We start from the raw sequence: 20,691 nt of genomic DNA, 5'->3' as shown, positions 1-20,691 counted from the left end.
ATTGAATTGCCGCTTTTTTATTGCCATCAGATCAGAGAATAGAGAGCTAAAAGAGAGTTTGTTGGCGTTTTTCCGGCACTTGCTGAACCTCACCATAATCGCGCAGCTTATTCATTTTACGAATATCGAGACGCAACTCAGTCACGTAGGTATCTCCTACCTTATAGCTACGCACGACTTCTGCACCACGAATAACCCCATCGACCGCACCGGAGGTGACTTCAGTGCCAAGACGTTGATCTTTAAGATCTGCACGACCACTGACTCGCATGCCATAAACTTGTTCTGCTAATTCACGATACGCATCGATCTTTGATGCACGCATAGCGCGAACTTGTTTTTCTTCCGCATCACGACCTTTTTGTTCACCAATACTGGCATAACCGACAGCGGTGAGCCAATCATCTGGACGCATCTGAGTTAAAGGCTGGCAACCCATCATGCTAAATGCAACCAGCAATAATAATAACTTCTTCATGGGTGCTCCTATGGGCGCAAGATAACGGTGTAAGGTTGACGAATGGTTGGGTCTGAGCGGATCAATACACCATCTTGGGTACGAATACTATTTAAGGTATCCAAATCTCGGCCAATTCGATCGGCAGGTAGGAAGCCTTGTGCAGAGGCGACAACAATACGTGATTGCATGCCAACAACACGCGCGTTAACCAATACACCACCTTCTTGACGTAGCATGGTCCCCGTTAGCACATATTCAATATCTTGTTCTTTTGCCAAATCTTTCCAGTCACGACTAAACGCAAAATCACCTTGCGATGTCACTTGTATGCTACCTGTGGTCTTATAATCAACAACTTTGAAGCCACGACGCTGAAATTGATAAATAAACCCTTCTGAAACACTATTGCCTAACCAGTTAGTCGCATCCATATTTTGCAGATCAACAAACGAAGTCACCGCGATAGGTGTGCGAGCAGAAACACTCGTGTTCGATTGCACTAACTCTTCTGTCAAACTCTCTACGAAAAAGTCGAGAGTGTGACGAGGGCTGTCCATCAACATAAACTGACTGCCCTGATAAGGTTCTTTACCATTATAAATAGGGGAGTAAGCGCAAGCAGTCAGAAAGACTACAGGCACTAAAGCTAACCATTTTTTCATTCTCTGATCTCCGATACATTTAGGCATTTATTCATCACTTTTCTCTCTCTATAAAAAAGTGGAACACTCTTTGCTTTTCTCTGTTTGTATATATTAAGAAACGCAATGCCAAAATCTGATACGATTAACCAAGCAAAAACTGTACCTAATTGGTAAATAAAATATGAAAAAACTTGTTTTCGGCCTATTGGCTACGTTTTCACTGAGCTTAAGTTCAACGCTCGCACATGCTGCATGGTATGAAGTGACGGGGATGGCAACTGTTGTTTCATCAGAGGAAGCCGCGCGTTTACACGCTTTAGAAGACGCGCTCTACAAAGCAGTCAGTTTTTCCGGTGCGGATATCGGCAGTATTTCCAATCTTAAACCATTACTAGAAAGTGACCGAAAAGAGTACCAGTTCACTAACCACGAAGTGCGTTATATCTTAGTTGAAGAGCAAAAACTGCGTAAAAATGTCATGCTGGTCAAAGCTCGCATCGATATCTATCCATCGGCAACAGGTTGCCACGTAGATCAATATAAGAAGACATTTTTGGTCGGTAATATCGATTTGGCCTCACCACAACAAGCGGTTATGGGGCAGGTTTATAGCCTCGGCGATGATTTTGCTCAAGTGATCAACCGACAACTAGATGAAGAATCGAGCAGCTTTGTTTCAGTAGGCACCACCGATTTTGAGATCAACAAACGCAACCCAGAGCGCCTAAAAATGATCGCCGAAGATACTGGAGCGCAATACATCATTGGCGGCACCATTACCGATCTCACTGCAACCATCGATCAAAAGTTATTGAAAGACGATACCATCAATCGTCAATTCGCCATGGAACTGACTATTTTTGACGGAAAAACCGGCAGCGAAGTCTACACCCGAAATTACCGAGAGGTGGCATTGTGGCCGTTCCCGAAAACCAGCCAAGTTGACACTCGTAGCGCCCGCTTTTGGGCCTCTACTTATGGCGATATGATGTTACGAGTCAGCCGTAATGTGATGCTGGATCTAGAATCAGAAGTTTCGTGCAAAATCACCTTACCTGAAATTGTTGCTAAATGGGGCAATACTCTGACGATGGATCTTGGTCGAATCCATGGAGTAAGAGAAGGTGATAAATTGCAACTATGGCATACCGGTTCTTTTATCGATCAACGAGGTTTGCCACGTAATAAGGTCACCGCAACTGACATCACGCTCACCGTGGGCCGTGTCTACGAACATGAAGCGGAACTCAGTGTCGATCAACCAGAGTTAGCAAATAGTATTCAAATTGGCGATGTTATGCACAAGCTCATCCCTTAAAGGCAATTTCTGATGGATATATTCATTTAATTGATTATCATCAATGCTCATTAGCTCCCGTGGCACAGCTGGATAGCGCAATCCCCTCCTAAGGGATAGGTCACAGGTTCGAATCCTGTCGGGAGCGCCATCTTTTAAAACCCATGCCTCTGCGCGTGGGTTTTTCTTTATCGATTGATCTGAAACTCTCTCTAGCGACGACTAAATTGTCAGGCATTAATTACCGATAAATACTTCAGTCTATTCAACCCTCTACCATGTGCTATCTGTTACTTATTTAACCTCATTTTTCTGTGAGCAAGACAGGTTCTTGAGCAATAATTTTTAGATGAGCTATCTTTATTGAGTATTCGCACTTTAAAATCCATTAACAATTGCTTACCCTTTCATTAATAACAAATATATCATTTAAAATTATGCCAAAGAGCAATTTAACAACTAATACCGGACACCGGTTTATTTCTAAAGCTAAGACTGCCTACAAAATTCATATCCACACCCCTGAAGACACGGTGCTTCATCGCTCGGTTGGTTTTCTAAAAATCGGGGAGAAGAAAGGCCTGCAGAAGGCGATCAAGCTACGAAATGAACTCGGTAGTGAAATGTGGGGTAAATTTTGGCGGCGCTTGCTAAAAGATCCTTACCTAATGACACGCTTACCACACTCATTAGAACCGAAAATCATCTTCAAACCTCGGCCGACCAAAGAGAGTCCTGATGCGAAAGATGAGTGCTACATTGCTGCATGGCGGAATTATGATGACAGTGGCAAGTTGATCTACAAAAGCGTTGTATGTTCGATCAATAAACATGGTCGACTCGGTGCTTACACCAAGACCAAGAAAGCACTATTGGAAGCCAATAAGATGAATTTAGAAATATTAGAGTTTATGGGCCGGCTCAGTAGTATTGACCTCAAATGAGGTTACTTTCTCTTTCGTTCTGTCACTAAAAAGCCTCGATTACTCGAGGCTTTCAATTTATGGTTTAAGAGTCAAACAATCACGAATTACTGCTGAACTTGGTACTCAAATTCAGGAACAGTAATTTCAACACGACGGTTTTGTTCACGACCTTCACGAGTGCTGTTATCAGCAATCGGGTTGTTCTCACCTTCACCGCTCACCGCCATGCGATCTGTAGCAATACCACGCTCAGCTAAAACATTAGCCACAGCTTGTGCGCGCTTCTCTGACAACGCTTGATTGTATTCCGCTGCGCCAGATGAATCGGTGTAGCCAACAATGCTAACTTTCGCTTGTGGGTACTCATTTAGTACTGCAACTAACTCATCAAGCTTGCTCGCGCTTCCTGGCTTTAACTCAGAACTGTTCAGTGCAAACGTTTCTGTGTCTAACAGTGTCGCTTCGTATGTTTTGGTCATCACAACAACTTCAGCCACTTCTTCAACAACCATCACCTCTTCAGCTACTGGCTCTGGTGCCGCTTCTTCGCTACCACCAAATTTGTAGGCAAAACCGATTGTTGCTGAGTTTGCAAATGCACGTACGATGTCGTTATTGATGTCGGTAATCGCTTGGTACTCTAAACGGACAGAGCCGTTTTCCATTACATCATATTCTAGACCCAATGCGCCTAAGAAAGACGCATCATCTTTAGAGCCATAATTAACGTAAGCACCACCAAATTTACCGTATAAATCCAACGCATCAGTCAAACCAACGCTCAGTTTTGGCGCTAGCGTGAAAGCACCAACACTGCGATCAGGTAGACCAGCACCGGTAAATTTACCTAGGTAGTCATAACCTGCTTCTAAAGCAAGATAGTCATTAAACTCGTAACCACCAAAGATACCTGCAGATGCAGAGTCATCATCATCACAAACAAAGTTTGTCTTACACTCGTCGTTGAGCCATGAATAACCGGCTTTTAAACCTAGGTAAGGTTCGGCCATTGCCACATTTGAAGCCATCATTAAAGAGGCTGAAATTACCACTGCTAATTTTTTCATCATGAATTCCTTAATCCATTGTCTACTTGAGCAAGTGACGATGTCTAAAATAACACCGACTTGTTACGTCACTTCCGAAGTTAAGTTGTCTAAGAGTATGATTATTATCGACAACGGTCGCACTATAATGATTTTTTCAATATCTTAAAGGTAAAATAAGATACCGAAAATCAATACACAATCATCGAATCGAACCTCGCTTTAAGCGATAAGCTTAAGCTGAGTAAAGGACCGCACACATTTGCGCATTGAGTGATTCATAAAATAGCATTTTGATTGTTTGTGCAATTTCTCATCGGTGACACAAATAAAAGTAGAACAGGAAAGGTAGAAATTCCAATTAATTACGCGACGAAAAAAAACCGCAGCCCAATGGCTGCGGTCTTCTGCTATTTTTTCGCACTAATAATTATGCGTTTGCTTCACGCTCAGCAATAAACGCTAATGCCATCTTGATACGAGCCACACAACGCTCTTTACCAATCAGCTGCATTACCGCATCTACTGATGGTGATTGACCGCCGCCAGTCACCGCTACGCGTAGTGGCATACCGATTTTGCCCATACCAATTTCTAAGTCAGCACATACGTCTGCGATCATTTGGTGTAGGTTTTCTGTTGTCCACTCTTCAATCGCTTCCACTTTCGCTAGCGCAACTTCTAGAGGCTCTTTTGCCACACCACGTAGATGTTTCTTCGCCGCGCCCGCTTCAAACTCTGCGAAATCTTCGTAGAAGTAACGGATTTGCTCAGCCAATTCAACCAAGGTATTGCAACGCTCGCCTACTAGCTTAATCACTTCAGTAATCGCTGGGCCATTTTCAATGTTTAGCGCTTGCTGATCGAGATGCCATTGTAGATGCTTAGCTACGTACTCAGGCTCTGACGTTTTAATGTAGTGGTTGTTCAACCAAAGTAGCTTATCTGTATTAAACGCAGAAGCTGATTTAGAGATCGCGTTTAGGCTGAAGAACTCAATCATCTCTTCTTGAGAGAAGATTTCTTGGTCACCGTGAGACCAACCTAGGCGCACTAGGTAGTTATTTAGAGCTTCTGGTAGGTAGCCCATATCACGGTATTGCATTACAGATACCGCACCGTGACGCTTAGACAGTTTTGCACCATCATCACCCAGGATCATTGCACAGTGAGCAAATGTTGGGACTGGAGCACCAAGCGCTTCGTAGATGTTGATTTGACGAGGCGTGTTATTGATATGGTCTTCACCACGGATTACATGAGTAATTTCCATATCCCAGTCATCAACCACAACACAGAAGTTGTATGTTGGCGAGCCATCTGTACGACGGATGATTAGGTCATCCATTTGGCTGTTGCTGATTTCGATACGACCACGAATTTGGTCATCAAAAACAACGCTGCCTTCTTTCGGGTTACGGAAACGGATAACACATGGATCGCCATCTTTTGCCGCGTCGTTTGCTGCTTTAATTTTTGGATGGTTCGCATCGTAACGAGCCATCTCTTTGTTTGCTTCCTGTTCTGCACGAACTTCGTCTAGCAACTCTTTTGATGCGTAACATTTGTATGCTTTGTCTTGTGCAAGTAGCACATCAACCATTTCGTTGTAACGGTCAAAACGTTGAGTTTGGAAGTAAGGACCTTCATTCCACTCAAGACCTAGCCATTCCATACCTTCCATGATCGCATCAACAGCTTCTTGAGAGTTACGCTCAAGATCCGTGTCTTCGATACGTAGAACGAATTCACCTTTGTTGTGTTTAGCATATAGCCAAGAATAGAGTGCTGTACGAGCACCACCTACGTGAAGGTAGCCTGTTGGGCTAGGAGCAAAACGAGTTTTAACCGTCATTTGAATTCCTTAGGGGTAAATACCACGAGAAAGCGATCTCTCGTTATTATATCAAGGATAAAAAGTGGCAACATTTTATCATCGAAAGACAATTCTACAATGATTGTGTGAAGTTTCGCACCATAAAGCGCTGGATAGCAAAAAGGATGGAAACCAATTTTAGTTGCCATCCCTCAGAATTATTTAAATAAAACAATAAAAAAAGCTTATTTTAAGTTGCGCATTGCCCATTGCATAAACTCTTGCTGCTGCTCACGACTCAAATCATTAAAAGAGGCTTTGATTGTTTTCGTGACAGGTGATGAGCGCTCAATACTGCTTTGCGTTGTCTTTTTATTTACCGCTTCTTGATAGTTCGCTACTTCACGTTTGTAATCACGGAAGCCTTGTAAACCACCTTTACGCAATTGAACCATTGAAAAAGCAACATCATTTCCCTGTTTATCTTTGAGTACAACCTTAGGATTTCGTTCAAAAACCTTTGCTTCATCCATTGTACGGAATTTGTTGTATGTCAGTGTTAACTGCGTTTTTTTTCCTGTTTCAAATTCGAGTAACAATGGCTGGGAGTCAAACTTGCGGCGTTTACCATCTTCAAAAACAATTTGTCCAATCGTCACCGCAAGTTGATTCGAACCATCTTCCAACTCGATTGAGTTTTGCTCTGAAATTAACTCAGGGTAAACATATTCACCATTAAGTACTTGTGGAACCAATTCATTTTGCAAAGTCAATTCAGTTGCGAATGTAGGCATTGATATAAGGGCGCAAAGTCCTAAGAGAGTGGCAGTCTTTTTCATCATTATTATCTCTTTCATACCAGTTAAAATTCATCATTGCGATGAACATAAAAAGGGCGATAATCGCCCTTTTTAGTTTCTAAAAGATTAGAAGTAGTATTCAACACCGACTGAAAATTCATCGTAATCAGCTGACTTCCAACGTGCCTCACCAGTATCTAGCGCTGCCGCTCCATCACCGAAGTCGAGAGTTCGAGCTCGCGCATACAATACAGCTGATGGATCAACAAAGTACATGACTTGCGCAGAAATCACATCGTCAGCAGTATCTTCGATAGTTTTGCCATCTCGTTCTAAATCGAAGTTTGCAGCATAACCAAGTTTGTATTGCCAATCACCCGTCGTATACATTAAACCTGCAGAAGTCGAGCCTTGCTTTTCGCTAACACCGTTGCTCGCATCTGCTTCCATGTATTTGTATTGAGCGAAGAATGAAATACCGTTCTCAAACCAACCTTGCACCCCAACTAAGTAAGTGTTGTTATCCCAAGTTTGATCTTCAGACTTAACGTTACGGTTGCCTTCATATGCGGCGTCAAATTGAAGTGGACCTACTTTATAGTGGGCAGCAATGCCTCCCCAGTAGTCATCCCCATCTCCGAGACCAGCTTTATCACCTGCGCCAACAGCTGCGTCGATAGAAAATTTATCAGCATATAATGGAGAGTCCCAACGCACTGTATTTGATTGACGATCTTGATATTTAGCACCGCCAATTGCACCTCCCCAGTCATAAACATCACCAAGACCAGGGTTAGAAGCTGGCCAGTCAACCAACTCGTACATTGGAGTCAGTACTCGGCCTAGTCGGACCATACCCCAAGAGTCGCTTTCAAAACCAACGAATGTATCACGCTCACCAAGCCCTGCCCCTTCACCGCCAAAACTCGGGTCAACATAACCACCTTCAATTTGCCAAATAAAGGTAGAATCAAGATTGGCAAACTGCTTTTTGCCTCGGAAGCCAATACGAGACTCGTTATTCAGCTGTCCCCCACCCAACTTATCATCATCAGCTTTTACTCCAGTATCGTAATCGCGGTAAGCGGCCTGCATCGCGATAATTCCGTAAACTTCATAAGCAAATGAGTCTTTAGTTAGAAAGTTCTCAGTTTCAACATCGCTATTTGCAAACGCATCAGCAAAAGCAGAACCACTGACCATCATGCCTGTTACTGCTGTCGCCAGTAGGCTTTTTTTAAGATAAGACATTTTTAACCCCTATTTTTTATATATTTTCCATTTTCAAATTCACTAACTAGGACGTGGTTAGGATTGATAAATGATTTTGGACGGGGCCAATATGGCAAACTTTTTTATCGATAAAAAACACGCAAAATCGGAATCTGATCCAGTTCAAAGTCAAAAAACCAAATCAAAAATAAATAAAATTAAAACATACACTTAAAAATAAAAAACAAAGAAAAATAAGCATCACTTTTATCTAATTTAACCTTTTGTCTTTCGAATTGGTCCGAGCGTGTTAACTCACTCGCAGCCCATTTTGAACAATTCATGTTGATTAATAATTCCTCACCATGAACCTTGAGGTGACTCGCAAGATAAAACGTTAAAATAGATAGGCAGAAGAGGAGCGGTGAGAAAAATGAATCGCAACTAAGCGCTTGACCTTACCCTTGAGGAAAGGTTTATGCTTCGTCGTATCAACCGTTCGAGGATAAAGTAATGAACAGATTTGCAATCCCACTACAAGGGCTAAATTGTATGGGCTGTGCGCGTAAATTAGAACAACGCCTTAGCGAGCGCTTTGACGTCTCGATTCAAACTCTTTCGCCGACCTTGATCGAACTTGAAACGACAGCCCCCTTAACTGACATCGTCGAGCAAATCGAAGCTTTAGGTTACCAAGCTGAAATAAACAAACGTTTTTTGCTTAGTGGATTAAGTTGTGGACGTTGTGTAGCAAAGCTCACTCAACAATTACAAAGCAACACTGCGATTACCCAAGTTTCAGTCAGTAAAGATAACGTATCGCTGATGACAACTTTATCTGATCAAGCGATCATCGATATCGTCACCGAAGCAGGTTATCAAGCCCAGCCGCTCTCCGAATCAATTACAGATGATACAGATCCATCTATTACGCCAGAAGATCAGCCAAATCATCAACTTGATGCAGAACAAGCCTCTGCAACAATGAAAGTAATCGCGAAAGCAACGAATAGCTCAATCGCAGCCGGGCATAAGTTCAATTTGCTGATCAGCGGTATGACCTGCGCAAGTTGTGTTGCTTCTGTGGAGCACGCATTAGCATCGGTTGAGGGGGTGACAAAAGCGCAAGTCAACCTAGCCGAACAAAGTGCTTTAGTTTTTAGTGATCGCACCGATCTCAATAGCAATTTACTGCTCAGTGCCGTTGCAAAGCTCGGTTATCAAGCACAGTTAATTGATGACCCAAAAACCCAGCAAGAAAAGCAAGCTGAGCAATTGCGCCAAAACCAAGCACACCATAAAAGAAGCGCTTGGATGGGGCTTGCTATTGGTGGGCCATTGATGGCTTGGGGCGTATTTGGCGGCAACATGATGATTCGCAATCTCAACGACCAATTGATTTGGGGCGGCATTGGCCTTGTCTGCTTATGGCTTCTTGCAACAGCAGGACGCAGCTTTTTCAGCAATGCGTGGTTAGCGTTAACCCATCGTCGCGCCACCATGGATACCTTAGTGGCCTTGGGAACAGGCGCTGCATGGCTGTTTTCAATGGTCATCGTCATTTTTCCTAACTGGTTTCCTGTCGCTTCTCGTCATGTTTACTTTGAAGCAAGTGCGATGATCATTGGCCTAATTTCACTGGGCCACTATATTGAAGCAAAAGCGAAAGCGCGTACCACTCAATCGTTACAAGCGCTGATCGATCTACAGCCGAAAAATGCAACACTAGTCACCGCGCAAGGAGATCGAGAAATTGCAGTAGAAGCGATCACACAGGGAATGCAACTGCGTATTAAACCGGGTGAAAAGATCCCGGTTGATGGCATCGTGTTAAGTGGCCACTCATACATTGATGAATCGATGCTGACTGGCGAACCAATGCCCGTTGATAAGCAGATCGATAGCCATGTCTCAGCGGGCACATTAAATCAAGATGGTAGCATTGTTATCCAAGCCACCAGCGTAGGCAGTGACACCATGTTGGCTCGCATTATTGATTTAGTTCGTCAAGCGCAAAGCAGTAAACCAGCCATCGCAAAATTAGCAGACCAAATCTCAGCGGTGTTTGTTCCCGTGGTGGTCGCGATCGCGATTGCTGCCGCATTAGTATGGTATGCCGTTGGGCCCGATCCAAAAGCCAGTTATATGTTAGTTGTAGCAACGACAGTACTGATTATTGCCTGTCCTTGTGCGCTTGGCCTTGCCACACCACTTTCTGTAACCGTAGGGATTGGTAAAGCCGCCGAAATGGGCATCTTGATTCGAGATGCTGACGTACTGCAATCGGCGAGCAAGGTAGACTGCGTAGTATTTGATAAAACGGGCACCTTGACCCAAGGAACGCCGAGCGTTGAGCAGATTTTCAGCCAACAGAGCCAACGAGCACAATGGCTACAAATAGCGGCAAGTTTAGAGCAATACTCAGAGCATCCATTAGCTAAAGCGATTGTCAATCAAGCAAAGCTTGAAAACATTGAGCTTAAAGAAGTGCATGACTTTCATAACTTACGCGGTAAAGGTGTGACTGGGCAACTGGATAATCAAGCGATTGCCGTTATTTCATTGCCACAAGCTCAGCAAACCAATGTGGATTTGTCACACTTTGATACGGCGATATCTGAATGTGAGCAACGCGTTTGGACACCAGTGATCCTTACCGTTTCTGATATCGCTCAAGCGGTCATCGCGATTGCCGACCCGATCAAGCCGGAAGCATTCAGTGCCATCTCAGCACTTAAAGCAATGCAGATCGAACCCGTTATGTTAACTGGTGACAATCAAGCGGTCGCCAATGCGATTGCGAAACAACTAGGGATTAAGAGTGTCATTGCACAAGTTCTCCCTGATCAAAAAGCTCAGCAAGTGCAACAGCTAAAAGAGCAAGGGCACAAAGTGGCTATGGTCGGGGATGGAGTGAATGACGCGCCAGCCCTAGCGCTTGCCGACATTGGGATTGCGATGGGCAGCGGCAGTGATGTGGCGATAGAAAGTGCGCAAATGACGCTACTAAACTCCTCGCCGTTAGCGGTGGTCAATGCGATTGAACTATCCAAAGCAACGGTAAAAAATATGAAAGAAAATTTGTTTGGAGCGTTTATCTATAACTCTCTAGGCATTCCAATTGCTGCCGGTGTCTTATACCCAGCATTTGGCTTTTTACTTAGCCCCGTAGTGGCCGGTGCAGCAATGGCACTTTCTTCTATTACGGTGGTAAGTAACGCTAATCGACTACGACTACGACTATTTAAAACTACAAATCGTTCTTAGAGGCAACTATGACAATGAAAACACTCTCTTTAGCACTGCTGCTAGCATCTTCAGGTTCAGCATTCGCAGCGGATGTGATTAACCATAAATCACCTTACTGTGGTTGCTGCACAGAATGGACGAAACACATGCAAGATGCGGGTTTCACGGTTGAAGAGAAACTGCATGATGATATGAATGCGGTAAAACAACAGCTAGGCTTGGCTCCCAAGTTGGCATCTTGCCATACTGCTGAAATTGGCGGTTACGTTTTTGAAGGCCACATCCCCGCTGACGATATTAAATCATTTCTGGCCAATCCACCAAAGAACGCAAAAGGCTTGGCAGTTCCAGGCATGCCAATGGGCTCTCCTGGTATGGAATATGGCGATGAAAAAGATTCATACGCGGTATACGCCTATAACGAACGCGGCCAAGTGTTTGAGTACAACGTTTACCAAGGTAATCGTTAAACACATACCACACTGAAAAAGCCCAGCAATGCTGGGCTTTGTTCTATGATGAGCAAGATTCTATTTTATCGTTGTTAAAAACCGTAAGAGGCACCAAAAACAAAGGCATTATTGGTTGCGTCAGTACCGTTACCTTGATTGCGGTACTCAAAGTAAGGTTGAACACCTTGGCGAGTCCAGGTCGCTCGAAGCTCGTGATCCATCGAATTATCGGCATCGCCATCATTACGAACGTAAACATTATTGTAGCTTAATGTCAGTTCTGGATTCACGCTGTAGCCGATACGGTTATCAAAACGAAGTTGATCTTCGCCATCTTTTACATCGTGGTAGCGTGTGCGGTTACTGATCGCAATACCGTTATCGAAGTTATAACCAATTTTCACCAATGGGCGATACTGTACCGTTTCACCGTTATTCAATAGATGGTGATAACCAACGGCTACCCATAAGTTGTCATTCACCGAGTAACTTTGCTCGATACCCAAAGTAATATATGGCGAATTGCCTAAGCCGTTGTCTTGAAGCGCGTCATCGTCGTATTTACCCAATGAAATACCATCAAACTCCGTCAAAAGCGTGGTACCCGTATCAAAGGTATGGCCAGCTTCTAGTGTTGAAGTCGCATTAGGTTGCGCATCAGAATGGAATTGCACATTGCCCGTTACATAAGAAGACCCTGCAAATGCAGTAGAGGCGAAAGCAAGCGAAAGTGCGCTAAGAGTAAGAATTTTTTTCATGATAATCTGCCTTAATAAATAAATATTGCCGCGATTCTTGTTGGATGAGTGAACATCGTTATTGATCGCATAAAAGGAGCTTCATCCCTGGCTTGGCTCTATAGTGGCGAATTAATTTGGCAGATAAAAATGCAGCAAAGACGAGTGAGATCTGACGCAACGTAAAAACATCGCATGATATTTAATACCAATATTTCATGCACTTACAAAACATAAAAACTTCTAAGTGACCAGTGAGACGATCCAAATCACAGTCAATATAGAAAAATAACCGCTGAGTGCTATTGGTATCACACCGCTTTTAGCTTGATTGAGTTGTTTGTTAATTTTCCATAATAATAATCGGACCTCGATCACGGTTCATTCAGTAAGCAAATGAATATTACTCGCGCTGCCAACATATCCCGTACCTCTTTGTGTCCACCCATCGTGAGAAACAGGCATAAAAAAGCCACCTTGCGGTGGCTTCAATTTGCATTCACTAGAGCTATAAACACTTACTTTTCCACGAGAGTTCGCATCATCTCGATATGACCATCATCATCATTGAGGCATGGAATAAAGTTAAAGCGTTCTCCACCGTGCTGTTTAAACAAGGCTTGGCACTCTTCTGATATTTCCTCTAGCGTCTCTAAGCAATCGGCCGCGAAGGCTGGCGTCATGACATCAATCGATTTAATACCCTTACTTGGTAACGTTTCGAGGGTTTTATCGGTGTAGGGTTGTAACCATTCTTCACGACCAAATCTCGATTGGTAAGTCATGCCAATTTGCTCATCGCTTAATCCTAGCTCTTGCTGGAGTAGCTGCGTCGTCTGTTGACAATGAATTGGGTAAATATCGCCATTATCAGCAAAACGCTGAGGAATACCGTGATATGAACAGAGCAAGTAATCAGCCTGTCCGTTCTTTTGCCATGAACGGCGCACACTATCCGCAAGCGCTTTGATGTAGAGTGGATGCTGATGATAATCACGCACTAAACGATAGCTTGGTATTACTGCCATCTGTTTGAAGGCTAATGTTAGGCCATCAGAAACAGCGGCCGTTGTCGTCGCTGAATACTGCGGATAAAGGGGCAATACAATTACCTCCTCCACGCCCTGCGCCATTAATGCTTGCAGACCAGACAACAGACTTGGATTACCGTAAGTCATGGCTAATTCGACCGGAATATCAAGTTGTGCAGCCAACTTTGCCGCTTGGCGCTGGGAATACACCATCAGCGGTGAACCTTCATCCATCCAAACTGATTGATAAAGCTTAGCCACTTTGGGTGCACGAAGAGGTAAAATCACTCCATGCAGCAATGGACACCATAACCAGCGAGTCATATCCACAACTCGTTTATCATGCAAAAACTGGCTTAAGAAACGTTTTACCGCTGGCGCGGTTGGCTCGTCTGGCGTACCGAGGTTAACCAGTAACACACCCTGTTTGTTATTGTTATTCATGGCATCCTATCGACGGTAGAAAGAATTTAGATACGCGCTCACGCTAAAAAGCGATCAAACTTCTCGCGGGTTTAAACACTTAAAAAGCAAATAAAAAAGGCGACCATTAGGTCGCCTTTACTATAGCAATTTTTTCTCTTAGTGAGAATTAAGCCAGTGCTTTCTCGATATCTGCACTTACTTCTGCAACTTGCTTAGTACCATCAAATTTAAGGTACTTAGTGTTACCTACTTCAGCTTCTTTACCGTAGTAAGAGATAAGCGGAGCGGTTTGCTCATGGTAAACACCTAGACGAGCACGTACGGTTTCTTCTTTGTCGTCATCACGAACAACAAGGTCTTCACCAGTCACGTCATCTTTACCTTCTTCTTTAGGTGGGTTGTACACTACATGGTAAGTACGACCAGAAGGAAGGTGAGCACGACGACCAGCCATACGCTCAACGATCACGCTGTCAGCAACGTCGAATTCGATAACGTAATCTACCGCAACGCCCATTTCTTTTAGGCCATCAGCTTGAGGGATAGTGCGAGGGAAACCATCTAGAAGGAAACCTTTCTCACAATCGTCTTGAGCAATGCGCTCTTTGATAAGACCAAGGATGATTTCATCAGAAACTAGCTGACCAGCATCGATTACAGCTTTAGCTTGTTTGCCTAGTTCTGTACCTGCTTTGATAGCAGCACGCAGCATGTCACCAGTAGAGATTTGTGGAATACCGTATTTATCCATGATGAAGTTTGCTTGTGTGCCTTTACCTGCACCTGGAGCACCTAGAAGAATGATGCGCATGATTTATCCTCTTTAATATTAGAAATTTATACCGAAGCTCACAATCAGATGCCTCATTCACTCAAGCTTGATTGAGCAAACTAAAACAAGTGCGGACGGTAAGTTTCGGTATATACCCACTAAACGGAGTATTGTGTTTGGGCGAGCAAAATACACGCCTTAAGACTCACATTCAAGTTTCTGAGTCTACCATATTTTACAGGCAGCACGACTCTAATAAGACTAAAGAATGTTAAGCCACTATATCAGCTGACGACTTCAGCCTAATCGCTGCATGTTTTGCTATTTATCTCTGACGTTCAAACAAAAAGCCCGCAAGATGCGAGCTTTTTGTTTTTTAGCTAATATTAGCCCTTAGTCAAAAGGGTATTAATTGCACCTAAGAATTGCGATGGATCTTGCAATGAACCACGTTCTGCCAGCATTGCTTGACCAAGTAGAACTTCAACCCAACGGCCAAAAGCTTGTTCATCGGCTTCATCCGCCATTTGCTTAACCAGTGGATGTTCTGGGTTAATTTCGAAAATGTATTTCACTTCTGGCACGGCTTGGCCTGCTGCTTCAAGCAACTTCGCCATTTGGGTACCCATTTCAAAATCATCCGTTACTACAACCGCTGGTGTTGTGGCGAGCTTAAAGGTAGTACGCACTTCTTTAACGCGATCACCTAGATACTCTTTGGTGCGTTCCACAACCGATTTGAACTCTTCTTCCGCTGCTTTATGCTTCTCTTTTTCAGCTTCATCTTCAAACTTGCTCAGATCAAGACCCGCTTTGGTGATTGACTGGAACTGCTTACCATCAAATTCAGTCAGGTAGTTCATCAACCACTCATCGATGCGATCGTACATCAAGATCACTTCAATGCCCTTGGCTTTAAACTGCTCTAAGTGCGGGCTATTTTTCGCCGCTGCGTAGCTGTCTGCGGTTAGGTAGTAGATCTTATCTTGATCTTCTTTCATGCGCTCAATGTAAGACGCAAGACCAACAGTCTGCTCTTCTGAATCCACTTCAGTTGAGGCAAAACGCAATAGACCTGCCACTTTCTCTTTGTTGGCCATGTCTTCCGCTGGACCTTCTTTTAGCACTAGGCCAAATTCTTTCCAGAAAGAAAGGTACTTATCGTTGTCGTTATTGGCCATGCGCTCAAGCATAGTCAAGACACGTTTAGTACAAGCGTTACGCAATGATTGCGTCACTTTATTATCTTGTAGAATTTCACGAGATACGTTGAGTGGTAAATCATTTGAATCAATCAAACCACGAATGAAACGCAGGTAAGAAGGCATAAACTGCTCAGCATCATCCATAATGAAGACGCGCTGTACGTACAGTTTTAAACCTGATTTATGGTCACGGTTGAACATATCCCAAGGGGCTTTCGCTGGGATGTATAACAGACTGGTGTAGTCGTTCTTACCTTCAACACGGTTATGACTCCACACCAATGGATCAGCAAAATCGTGCGAAACGTGCTTATAAAACTCTTGGTATTCTTCGTCGCTGATGTCCGACTTATTACGAGTCCAAAGGGCTTGAGCTTTGTTAATTTGCTCCCACTTCTTCTCGCCAGTTTCCTTACCTTCTTCATCACGTTCTTCAGTGTGGATCAGAACCGGAATACCGATGTGATCAGAATATTTGCCGATGACATCACGTAAACGCCATTCATTTAAAAACTCTTTACCATCTTCACGCATGTGCAGCACGATATCAGTACCGCGTGTTTCTTTATGGATATCTTCGATGGTGTAGTCGCCTTCACCTTCAGAATGCCACTGAACCGCCTGATCCGCGGATAGGCTTGCTGCGCGAGTGCGCACGGTGACGCTATCTGCGACAATAAATGCCGAGTAGAAGCCCACACCAAATTGACCAATCAGTTGAGAGTCTTTGCTCTGATCATCTGACAGTTTTGAGAAGAATTCCGCGGTGCCCGATTTAGCAATCGTGCCTAGATGCTCAATCACATCTTCACGGCTCATGCCGATACCGTTATCAGAAATGGTTAGGGTGTTGTTCTTTTCATCGAAAGAGAGTTTCACGCTAAGGTCCGCATCACCTTGATACAGATCTGCATTGGACAACGCTTGGAAACGAAGCTTATCTGACGCGTCTGACGCGTTAGAAATTAGTTCACGTAGGAAAATCTCTTTATTTGAGTACAGAGAGTGGATCATTAAGTGAAGCAGCTGTTTTACTTCAGACTGAAAGCCACGAGTCTCTTTATTGTGTGTTGCAGTTTCGCTCATGTTTACTCCGTAACATCTATACTTATCAGGATCCTAGGCTGTTCATACCAAGGATTATTTGATGATGATTGTTAATTAACATGAGGGTGACAAATGTAAATTCAAGGTCAATAATTATAAAAACGGTGTTTTTTTGATTTTAGTTTGTCTATCCTGCCTAACAAAATATTTGTAAATTGCGATCCATATTTATTAAGATTGTGATCCGTATCATTCATTGACACTAGTGATGTCTGAGACCTATCAAAACTGAAGGCCAACTGCATGAGTAATATAGGTACAAAGTTTAATCTGGCGAACAAGTTCACGTTCGATCCAAACACCAACTCACTGATAGAAAAAGACAATGATGTCGATATTATCCGTCTCGGTAGTAATGAAAGCAGGATCCTTCTTCTACTGGTGGAAAAGCCAAATTTAGTCGTAACCCGCAATGAGTTACACGACTTCGTGTGGCGTGAACAAGGATTTGAAGTTGATGACTCAAGCCTAACTCAAGCAATCTCAACACTACGAAAATTTCTAAAAGACTCGACTAAATCGCCGGAATTTGTCAAAACCGTACCGAAACGCGGTTATCAACTGATCTGCTCTGTAGAACGAATGACGCCATTAGTCAGTGGCGACACACCAATCATTGAACCTCAAGACAATGCAACTTATGAGGCCAATGAAGAGCAAGAGCCTGAGATTAATTTGACCGAAGAGATTGAGCGTGAAGTGGAATTACCGCCAACATCCTCACCTCAACTCGAGCCTCAAACAGCGGTAAAAACGACCTCCACTCTATTTAGTAAAGTGTTGATTTCTATTGCATTGTTATTGCCTTTGCTTGCATTAGTTATCGATAAACCAACCGATTCTCAATTTCGTCAAATCAATTCATTTGATGGCGTCGTGGTCAAAACCCCTATTAATCATCCTGACCTTTCTCATTGGTATTCGGCTATTGAGCAGTGTGTGGTTCGCTACAAACAATCCCACTTAAATGAAGCGGCGCCCGTCGAAGTGATCGCCACTGGTGGCCAAAATAATCAGTTGGTGCTGAACTACATTCATCGACTTGATCATTCTGGAGAGAACATTACCGTGCGTATTTTCTCTGACCAAAATGACCTTGACCATATCTGCCAATAAGGAATATTTATGAATCAGAAACTAGCGTTAGCCTTATTAGCAGTATCGGTACTTTTTAGTGGTTGGTTGTACTTAGATAGTGATTTTCAAGTAGAAAAGACCATTACCTCTAAAGAGTGGCAATCAAAAATGGTCACCGTGATCAGCGATAATCTGCAAGAAGAAACCGTCGGTCCGCTGCGTAAAGTCGACGTGGTCTCGAATGTAAAATACCTGCCAAACGGCACTTACATCCGCGTAGCGACGATTCGTTTGTTTGCCAATAGTGAGCAGAGCGATAGCGTGATCAATATTTCTGAAACGGGTGATTGGGAAATCAGTGATAACTATCTACTAATTTCGCCTAAAGAGTTTAAAGATGTCTCTTCCGCGCAAAGCAAAGATTTCACTGATGTACAGCTACAACTGATTAAGCAGTTATTTAAAATGGACTCACAATTGAGCCGTCGCATTGATATCGTCAACGATAAAACCTTGCTTTTAACTAGCTTAAGTCATGGTTCTACGGTACTTTTCTCTAACTAGTTCTCACGACAATGACAAGGGGGCATGACGCTCCCTTTTTTATAATCATGGATTGGATTGATTCCGCTGGCCTATTACTGGGCTCACTCACAGCCAACATACTCGCCGCCCTTTCCGGTGGAGGCGCAGGCCTGCTGCAATTCCCGTTATTACTGTTTTTTGGTCTACCATTCTCTGTTGCACTCGCCACACATAAAGTCGCCAGTGTCGCTCTTGGCTTAGGCGCCGCCTTTACGCACCTAAAACAAAAATCGTTTTCTTTTGCTGAAGCTTGTTATCTCACGCTTGTTGGCAGTATTGGGGTGATCATTGGTGCCAATCTTATCCTGACGATTCCCGACTTTTGGGCGGAAAAAGCCCTTGGTGTGATGATCTTGGCTTTAGGCATCTATTCCTATTTCAAAAAGCAGCTAGGCCAAGAATCCCAACCCATTCATCGTCATTTCTTCGGTTGGTCACTCGGTGGGCTGGGCTTAATTTTTATCGGCATTATTAATGGCTCACTTACCGCAGGGTCCGGCCTACTGGTCACGCTATTTTTAGTACGCTGGTTTGGCTATAGCTACAAGCAAGCGGTGGCACTCACCATGATCTGTGTTGGTCTGTTTTGGAATGGCATTGGCGGCATCGCGATTGTGCATGCTGGCGCTCAAATCTATTGGCCATGGTTACCGCTTTTACTGGTTGGCTCGTTTGTCGGCGGCAGTATCGGCGCGTACCTTTCGACTCGCTTTAGTAATCGAATAATTAAAATCTGCTTTGAAATCCTCACCTTACTGGTGGGCATAAAACTACTTATTTAGGAAATGAAATGGAAAAAGCAAATATTGAGATTTTTTATTGCCGTCAGTGCAATTGGATGCTGCGCTCAACTTGGTTAAGCCAAGAGCTCTTACATACCTTTAGTGAAGAAATTGCTTCGATCTCTCTTCACCCCGATACTGGTGGTCGATTCGAAATCATTTGCAATGGCCAACTGATTTGGGAGCGCAAACGCGATGGCGGCTTTCCTGAAGCCAAAGTCCTAAAACAACGTGTGCGTGATGTGATTGACCCAGAGAGAGACTTAGGTCATTCCGATAATAAATAGCATTGGTATAAATAGCATTCGTTGTAAATAACATTACTAGACAATTACGATAATGAAATGGCTGCGATAAAGCTTAACTTTGCCGCGATTTCGCTTCGAAAAAATAAAAAGGCACCATGCGGTGCCTTTTCCTATTTACACTTTTTGATTACCACTCTTGTGGTTAAAACAACGATTCAAATCAACGATTCAAAATTCAGCGTCTAATTGCGTCTCAGCTAAAGTTTCCCCGACAAAACTCTTCACCTTGATGGTGCTGTTTTCTAGTAAGCCATAACTGGCAGCAAAGCCATCGCGTGGAAATGTGACAGAACCTGGATTGAAAATAAATTGCGCTCCTTTAAGTTCGGCAACCGGAATATGAGTGTGACCATGCACTATCACATCCCCCTCTCGCAACGCTGGGCGTTTATCGCTGTTGTACAGATGGCCGTGGGTAACAAACAAACGCTTACCAGTTGGCAGCATCACCCAAGCAAAATCACTCATCATTGGGAATGACAGCAGCATTTGATCAACTTCACTATCACAATTACCGCGTACTGCGATAATGCGGTCCGCATATTGGTTAAGTAATTCAGCCACTGCGGGTGGGTTATAACCTTCTGGAATCGGATTACGAGGGCCATGATTTAACACGTCCCCCAGCAACACTAAATGCTCGATACCAGAGCGTTCAAACTCTTGTAGTACTTGGGTTGTAGCAGGCAGACTGCCATGTAGATCTGAGGCAAAAAACAATTTCACGACATCAACTCCTCAAAATAATTGAGGCTATTC

19 protein-coding genes and 1 tRNA gene are annotated in these 20,691 nt (G+C 43.6%); 9 read left to right on the top strand and 11 right to left on the bottom strand.

Annotation, left to right across the window (positions count from 1 at the left end):
* Positions 1-46: 46 nt before the first annotated feature.
* Both flgP and RH86_RS16625 read right to left on the bottom strand, forming a co-directional pair.
* A complete protein-coding gene (gene flgP, locus RH86_RS16630) occupies positions 47-478 on the bottom strand; it encodes a flagellar assembly lipoprotein FlgP (RefSeq protein ID WP_005593535.1) in 432 nt (143 codons plus the stop codon).
* Between the two features lie 8 nt (positions 479-486).
* Complete coding sequence (locus tag RH86_RS16625; RefSeq protein ID WP_005593536.1) at positions 487-1,122, bottom strand: FlgO family outer membrane protein; 636 nt, start codon at positions 1,120-1,122, stop codon at positions 487-489.
* 163 nt (positions 1,123-1,285) lie between these two features.
* Between RH86_RS16625 and RH86_RS16620 the strand changes: the two genes are divergently transcribed.
* The 3 genes from RH86_RS16620 (at position 1,286) to RH86_RS16610 (ending at position 3,345) form a co-directional block, all read left to right on the top strand.
* Positions 1,286-2,422 (top strand): flagellar assembly protein FlgT, encoded by a 1,137-nt coding sequence (locus RH86_RS16620; RefSeq protein ID WP_009387395.1) that lies wholly within the window; start codon positions 1,286-1,288, stop codon positions 2,420-2,422.
* 53 nt (positions 2,423-2,475) lie between these two features.
* Positions 2,476-2,552: transfer RNA gene (locus RH86_RS16615), tRNA-Arg, on the top strand.
* A 286-nt stretch (positions 2,553-2,838) separates the two neighbouring features.
* Positions 2,839-3,345: a Fe3+-citrate ABC transporter substrate-binding protein gene (locus RH86_RS16610; protein WP_009387394.1), complete on the top strand. Its 507-nt coding sequence runs from the start codon at positions 2,839-2,841 to the stop codon at positions 3,343-3,345.
* A gap of 86 nt (positions 3,346-3,431) precedes the next feature.
* Here the strand turns inward: RH86_RS16610 and RH86_RS16605 are convergent, their stop codons facing one another.
* From RH86_RS16605 to chiP, 4 genes are all read right to left on the bottom strand, one after another.
* Positions 3,432-4,394: an OmpA family protein gene (locus RH86_RS16605; protein WP_009387393.1), complete on the bottom strand. Its 963-nt coding sequence runs from the start codon at positions 4,392-4,394 to the stop codon at positions 3,432-3,434.
* A gap of 409 nt (positions 4,395-4,803) precedes the next feature.
* A complete protein-coding gene (gene gltX / locus RH86_RS16600; RefSeq protein WP_009387392.1) occupies positions 4,804-6,228 on the bottom strand; it encodes a glutamate--tRNA ligase in 1,425 nt (474 codons plus the stop codon).
* A gap of 206 nt (positions 6,229-6,434) precedes the next feature.
* Positions 6,435-7,031, bottom strand: a complete 597-nt coding sequence (locus RH86_RS16595; RefSeq protein ID WP_038219833.1) for a DUF2057 domain-containing protein — start codon at positions 7,029-7,031, stop codon at positions 6,435-6,437.
* An 84-nt stretch (positions 7,032-7,115) separates the two neighbouring features.
* Positions 7,116-8,240, bottom strand: a complete 1,125-nt coding sequence (chiP, locus tag RH86_RS16590; RefSeq protein WP_009387389.1) for a chitoporin — start codon at positions 8,238-8,240, stop codon at positions 7,116-7,118.
* Positions 8,241-8,714: 474 nt separating this feature from the next.
* On the opposite strand from chiP, the gene RH86_RS16585 reads away from it, so the two are divergent.
* A complete protein-coding gene (locus RH86_RS16585) occupies positions 8,715-11,468 on the top strand; it encodes a heavy metal translocating P-type ATPase (protein ID WP_009387386.1) in 2,754 nt (917 codons plus the stop codon).
* A 14-nt stretch (positions 11,469-11,482) separates the two neighbouring features.
* On the top strand, positions 11,483-11,920 hold the full coding sequence (locus RH86_RS16580; protein ID WP_009387385.1) for a DUF411 domain-containing protein: 438 nt from the start codon (positions 11,483-11,485) through the stop codon (positions 11,918-11,920).
* Between the two features lie 74 nt (positions 11,921-11,994).
* On the opposite strand, the gene RH86_RS16575 is transcribed toward RH86_RS16580, so the two are convergent.
* From RH86_RS16575 to htpG, 4 genes are all read right to left on the bottom strand, one after another.
* Positions 11,995-12,660: an oligogalacturonate-specific porin KdgM family protein gene (locus tag RH86_RS16575; protein WP_009387384.1), complete on the bottom strand. Its 666-nt coding sequence runs from the start codon at positions 12,658-12,660 to the stop codon at positions 11,995-11,997.
* Positions 12,661-13,157: 497 nt separating this feature from the next.
* Positions 13,158-14,114 carry a ferrochelatase gene (gene hemH / locus RH86_RS16570; protein WP_009387383.1) on the bottom strand — a complete coding sequence of 319 codons (957 nt, stop codon included), beginning with the start codon at positions 14,112-14,114 and terminating at the stop codon, positions 13,158-13,160.
* A 148-nt stretch (positions 14,115-14,262) separates the two neighbouring features.
* Positions 14,263-14,907 (bottom strand): adenylate kinase, encoded by a 645-nt coding sequence (gene adk, locus RH86_RS16565; protein ID WP_005593545.1) that lies wholly within the window; start codon positions 14,905-14,907, stop codon positions 14,263-14,265.
* A gap of 347 nt (positions 14,908-15,254) precedes the next feature.
* Positions 15,255-17,159, bottom strand: a complete 1,905-nt coding sequence (gene htpG / locus RH86_RS16560; protein ID WP_009387382.1) for a molecular chaperone HtpG — start codon at positions 17,157-17,159, stop codon at positions 15,255-15,257.
* A 264-nt stretch (positions 17,160-17,423) separates the two neighbouring features.
* On the opposite strand from htpG, the gene RH86_RS16555 reads away from it, so the two are divergent.
* From RH86_RS16555 to RH86_RS16540, 4 genes are read left to right on the top strand one after another with little or no spacing between them, the layout of a single operon-like run.
* Positions 17,424-18,296 (top strand): transcriptional regulator, encoded by an 873-nt coding sequence (locus RH86_RS16555; protein WP_009387381.1) that lies wholly within the window; start codon positions 17,424-17,426, stop codon positions 18,294-18,296.
* A 9-nt stretch (positions 18,297-18,305) separates the two neighbouring features.
* Positions 18,306-18,821 carry a regulatory protein ToxS gene (locus tag RH86_RS16550; RefSeq protein ID WP_005593548.1) on the top strand — a complete coding sequence of 172 codons (516 nt, stop codon included), beginning with the start codon at positions 18,306-18,308 and terminating at the stop codon, positions 18,819-18,821.
* 47 nt (positions 18,822-18,868) lie between these two features.
* Positions 18,869-19,624 (top strand): sulfite exporter TauE/SafE family protein, encoded by a 756-nt coding sequence (locus tag RH86_RS16545; protein WP_009387380.1) that lies wholly within the window; start codon positions 18,869-18,871, stop codon positions 19,622-19,624.
* An 8-nt stretch (positions 19,625-19,632) separates the two neighbouring features.
* Positions 19,633-19,911, top strand: coding sequence for a SelT/SelW/SelH family protein (locus tag RH86_RS16540; RefSeq protein ID WP_009387379.1), 279 nt, complete (start codon positions 19,633-19,635; stop codon positions 19,909-19,911).
* Between the two features lie 189 nt (positions 19,912-20,100).
* Here RH86_RS16540 and yfcE read toward each other — a convergent pair whose 3' ends face one another.
* On the bottom strand, positions 20,101-20,658 hold the full coding sequence (gene yfcE / locus RH86_RS16535) for a phosphodiesterase (RefSeq protein WP_009387378.1): 558 nt from the start codon (positions 20,656-20,658) through the stop codon (positions 20,101-20,103).
* Positions 20,659-20,691: the final 33 nt, after the last annotated feature.

Source organism: Vibrio sp. N418 (genome assembly GCF_000222565.1).
Taxonomy (GTDB): Bacteria; Pseudomonadota; Gammaproteobacteria; order Enterobacterales; family Vibrionaceae; genus Vibrio; species Vibrio scophthalmi.
The sequence above is the reverse complement of the archived record's forward strand: the minus strand, read 5'-3'. Positions and strand labels throughout refer to the sequence as shown.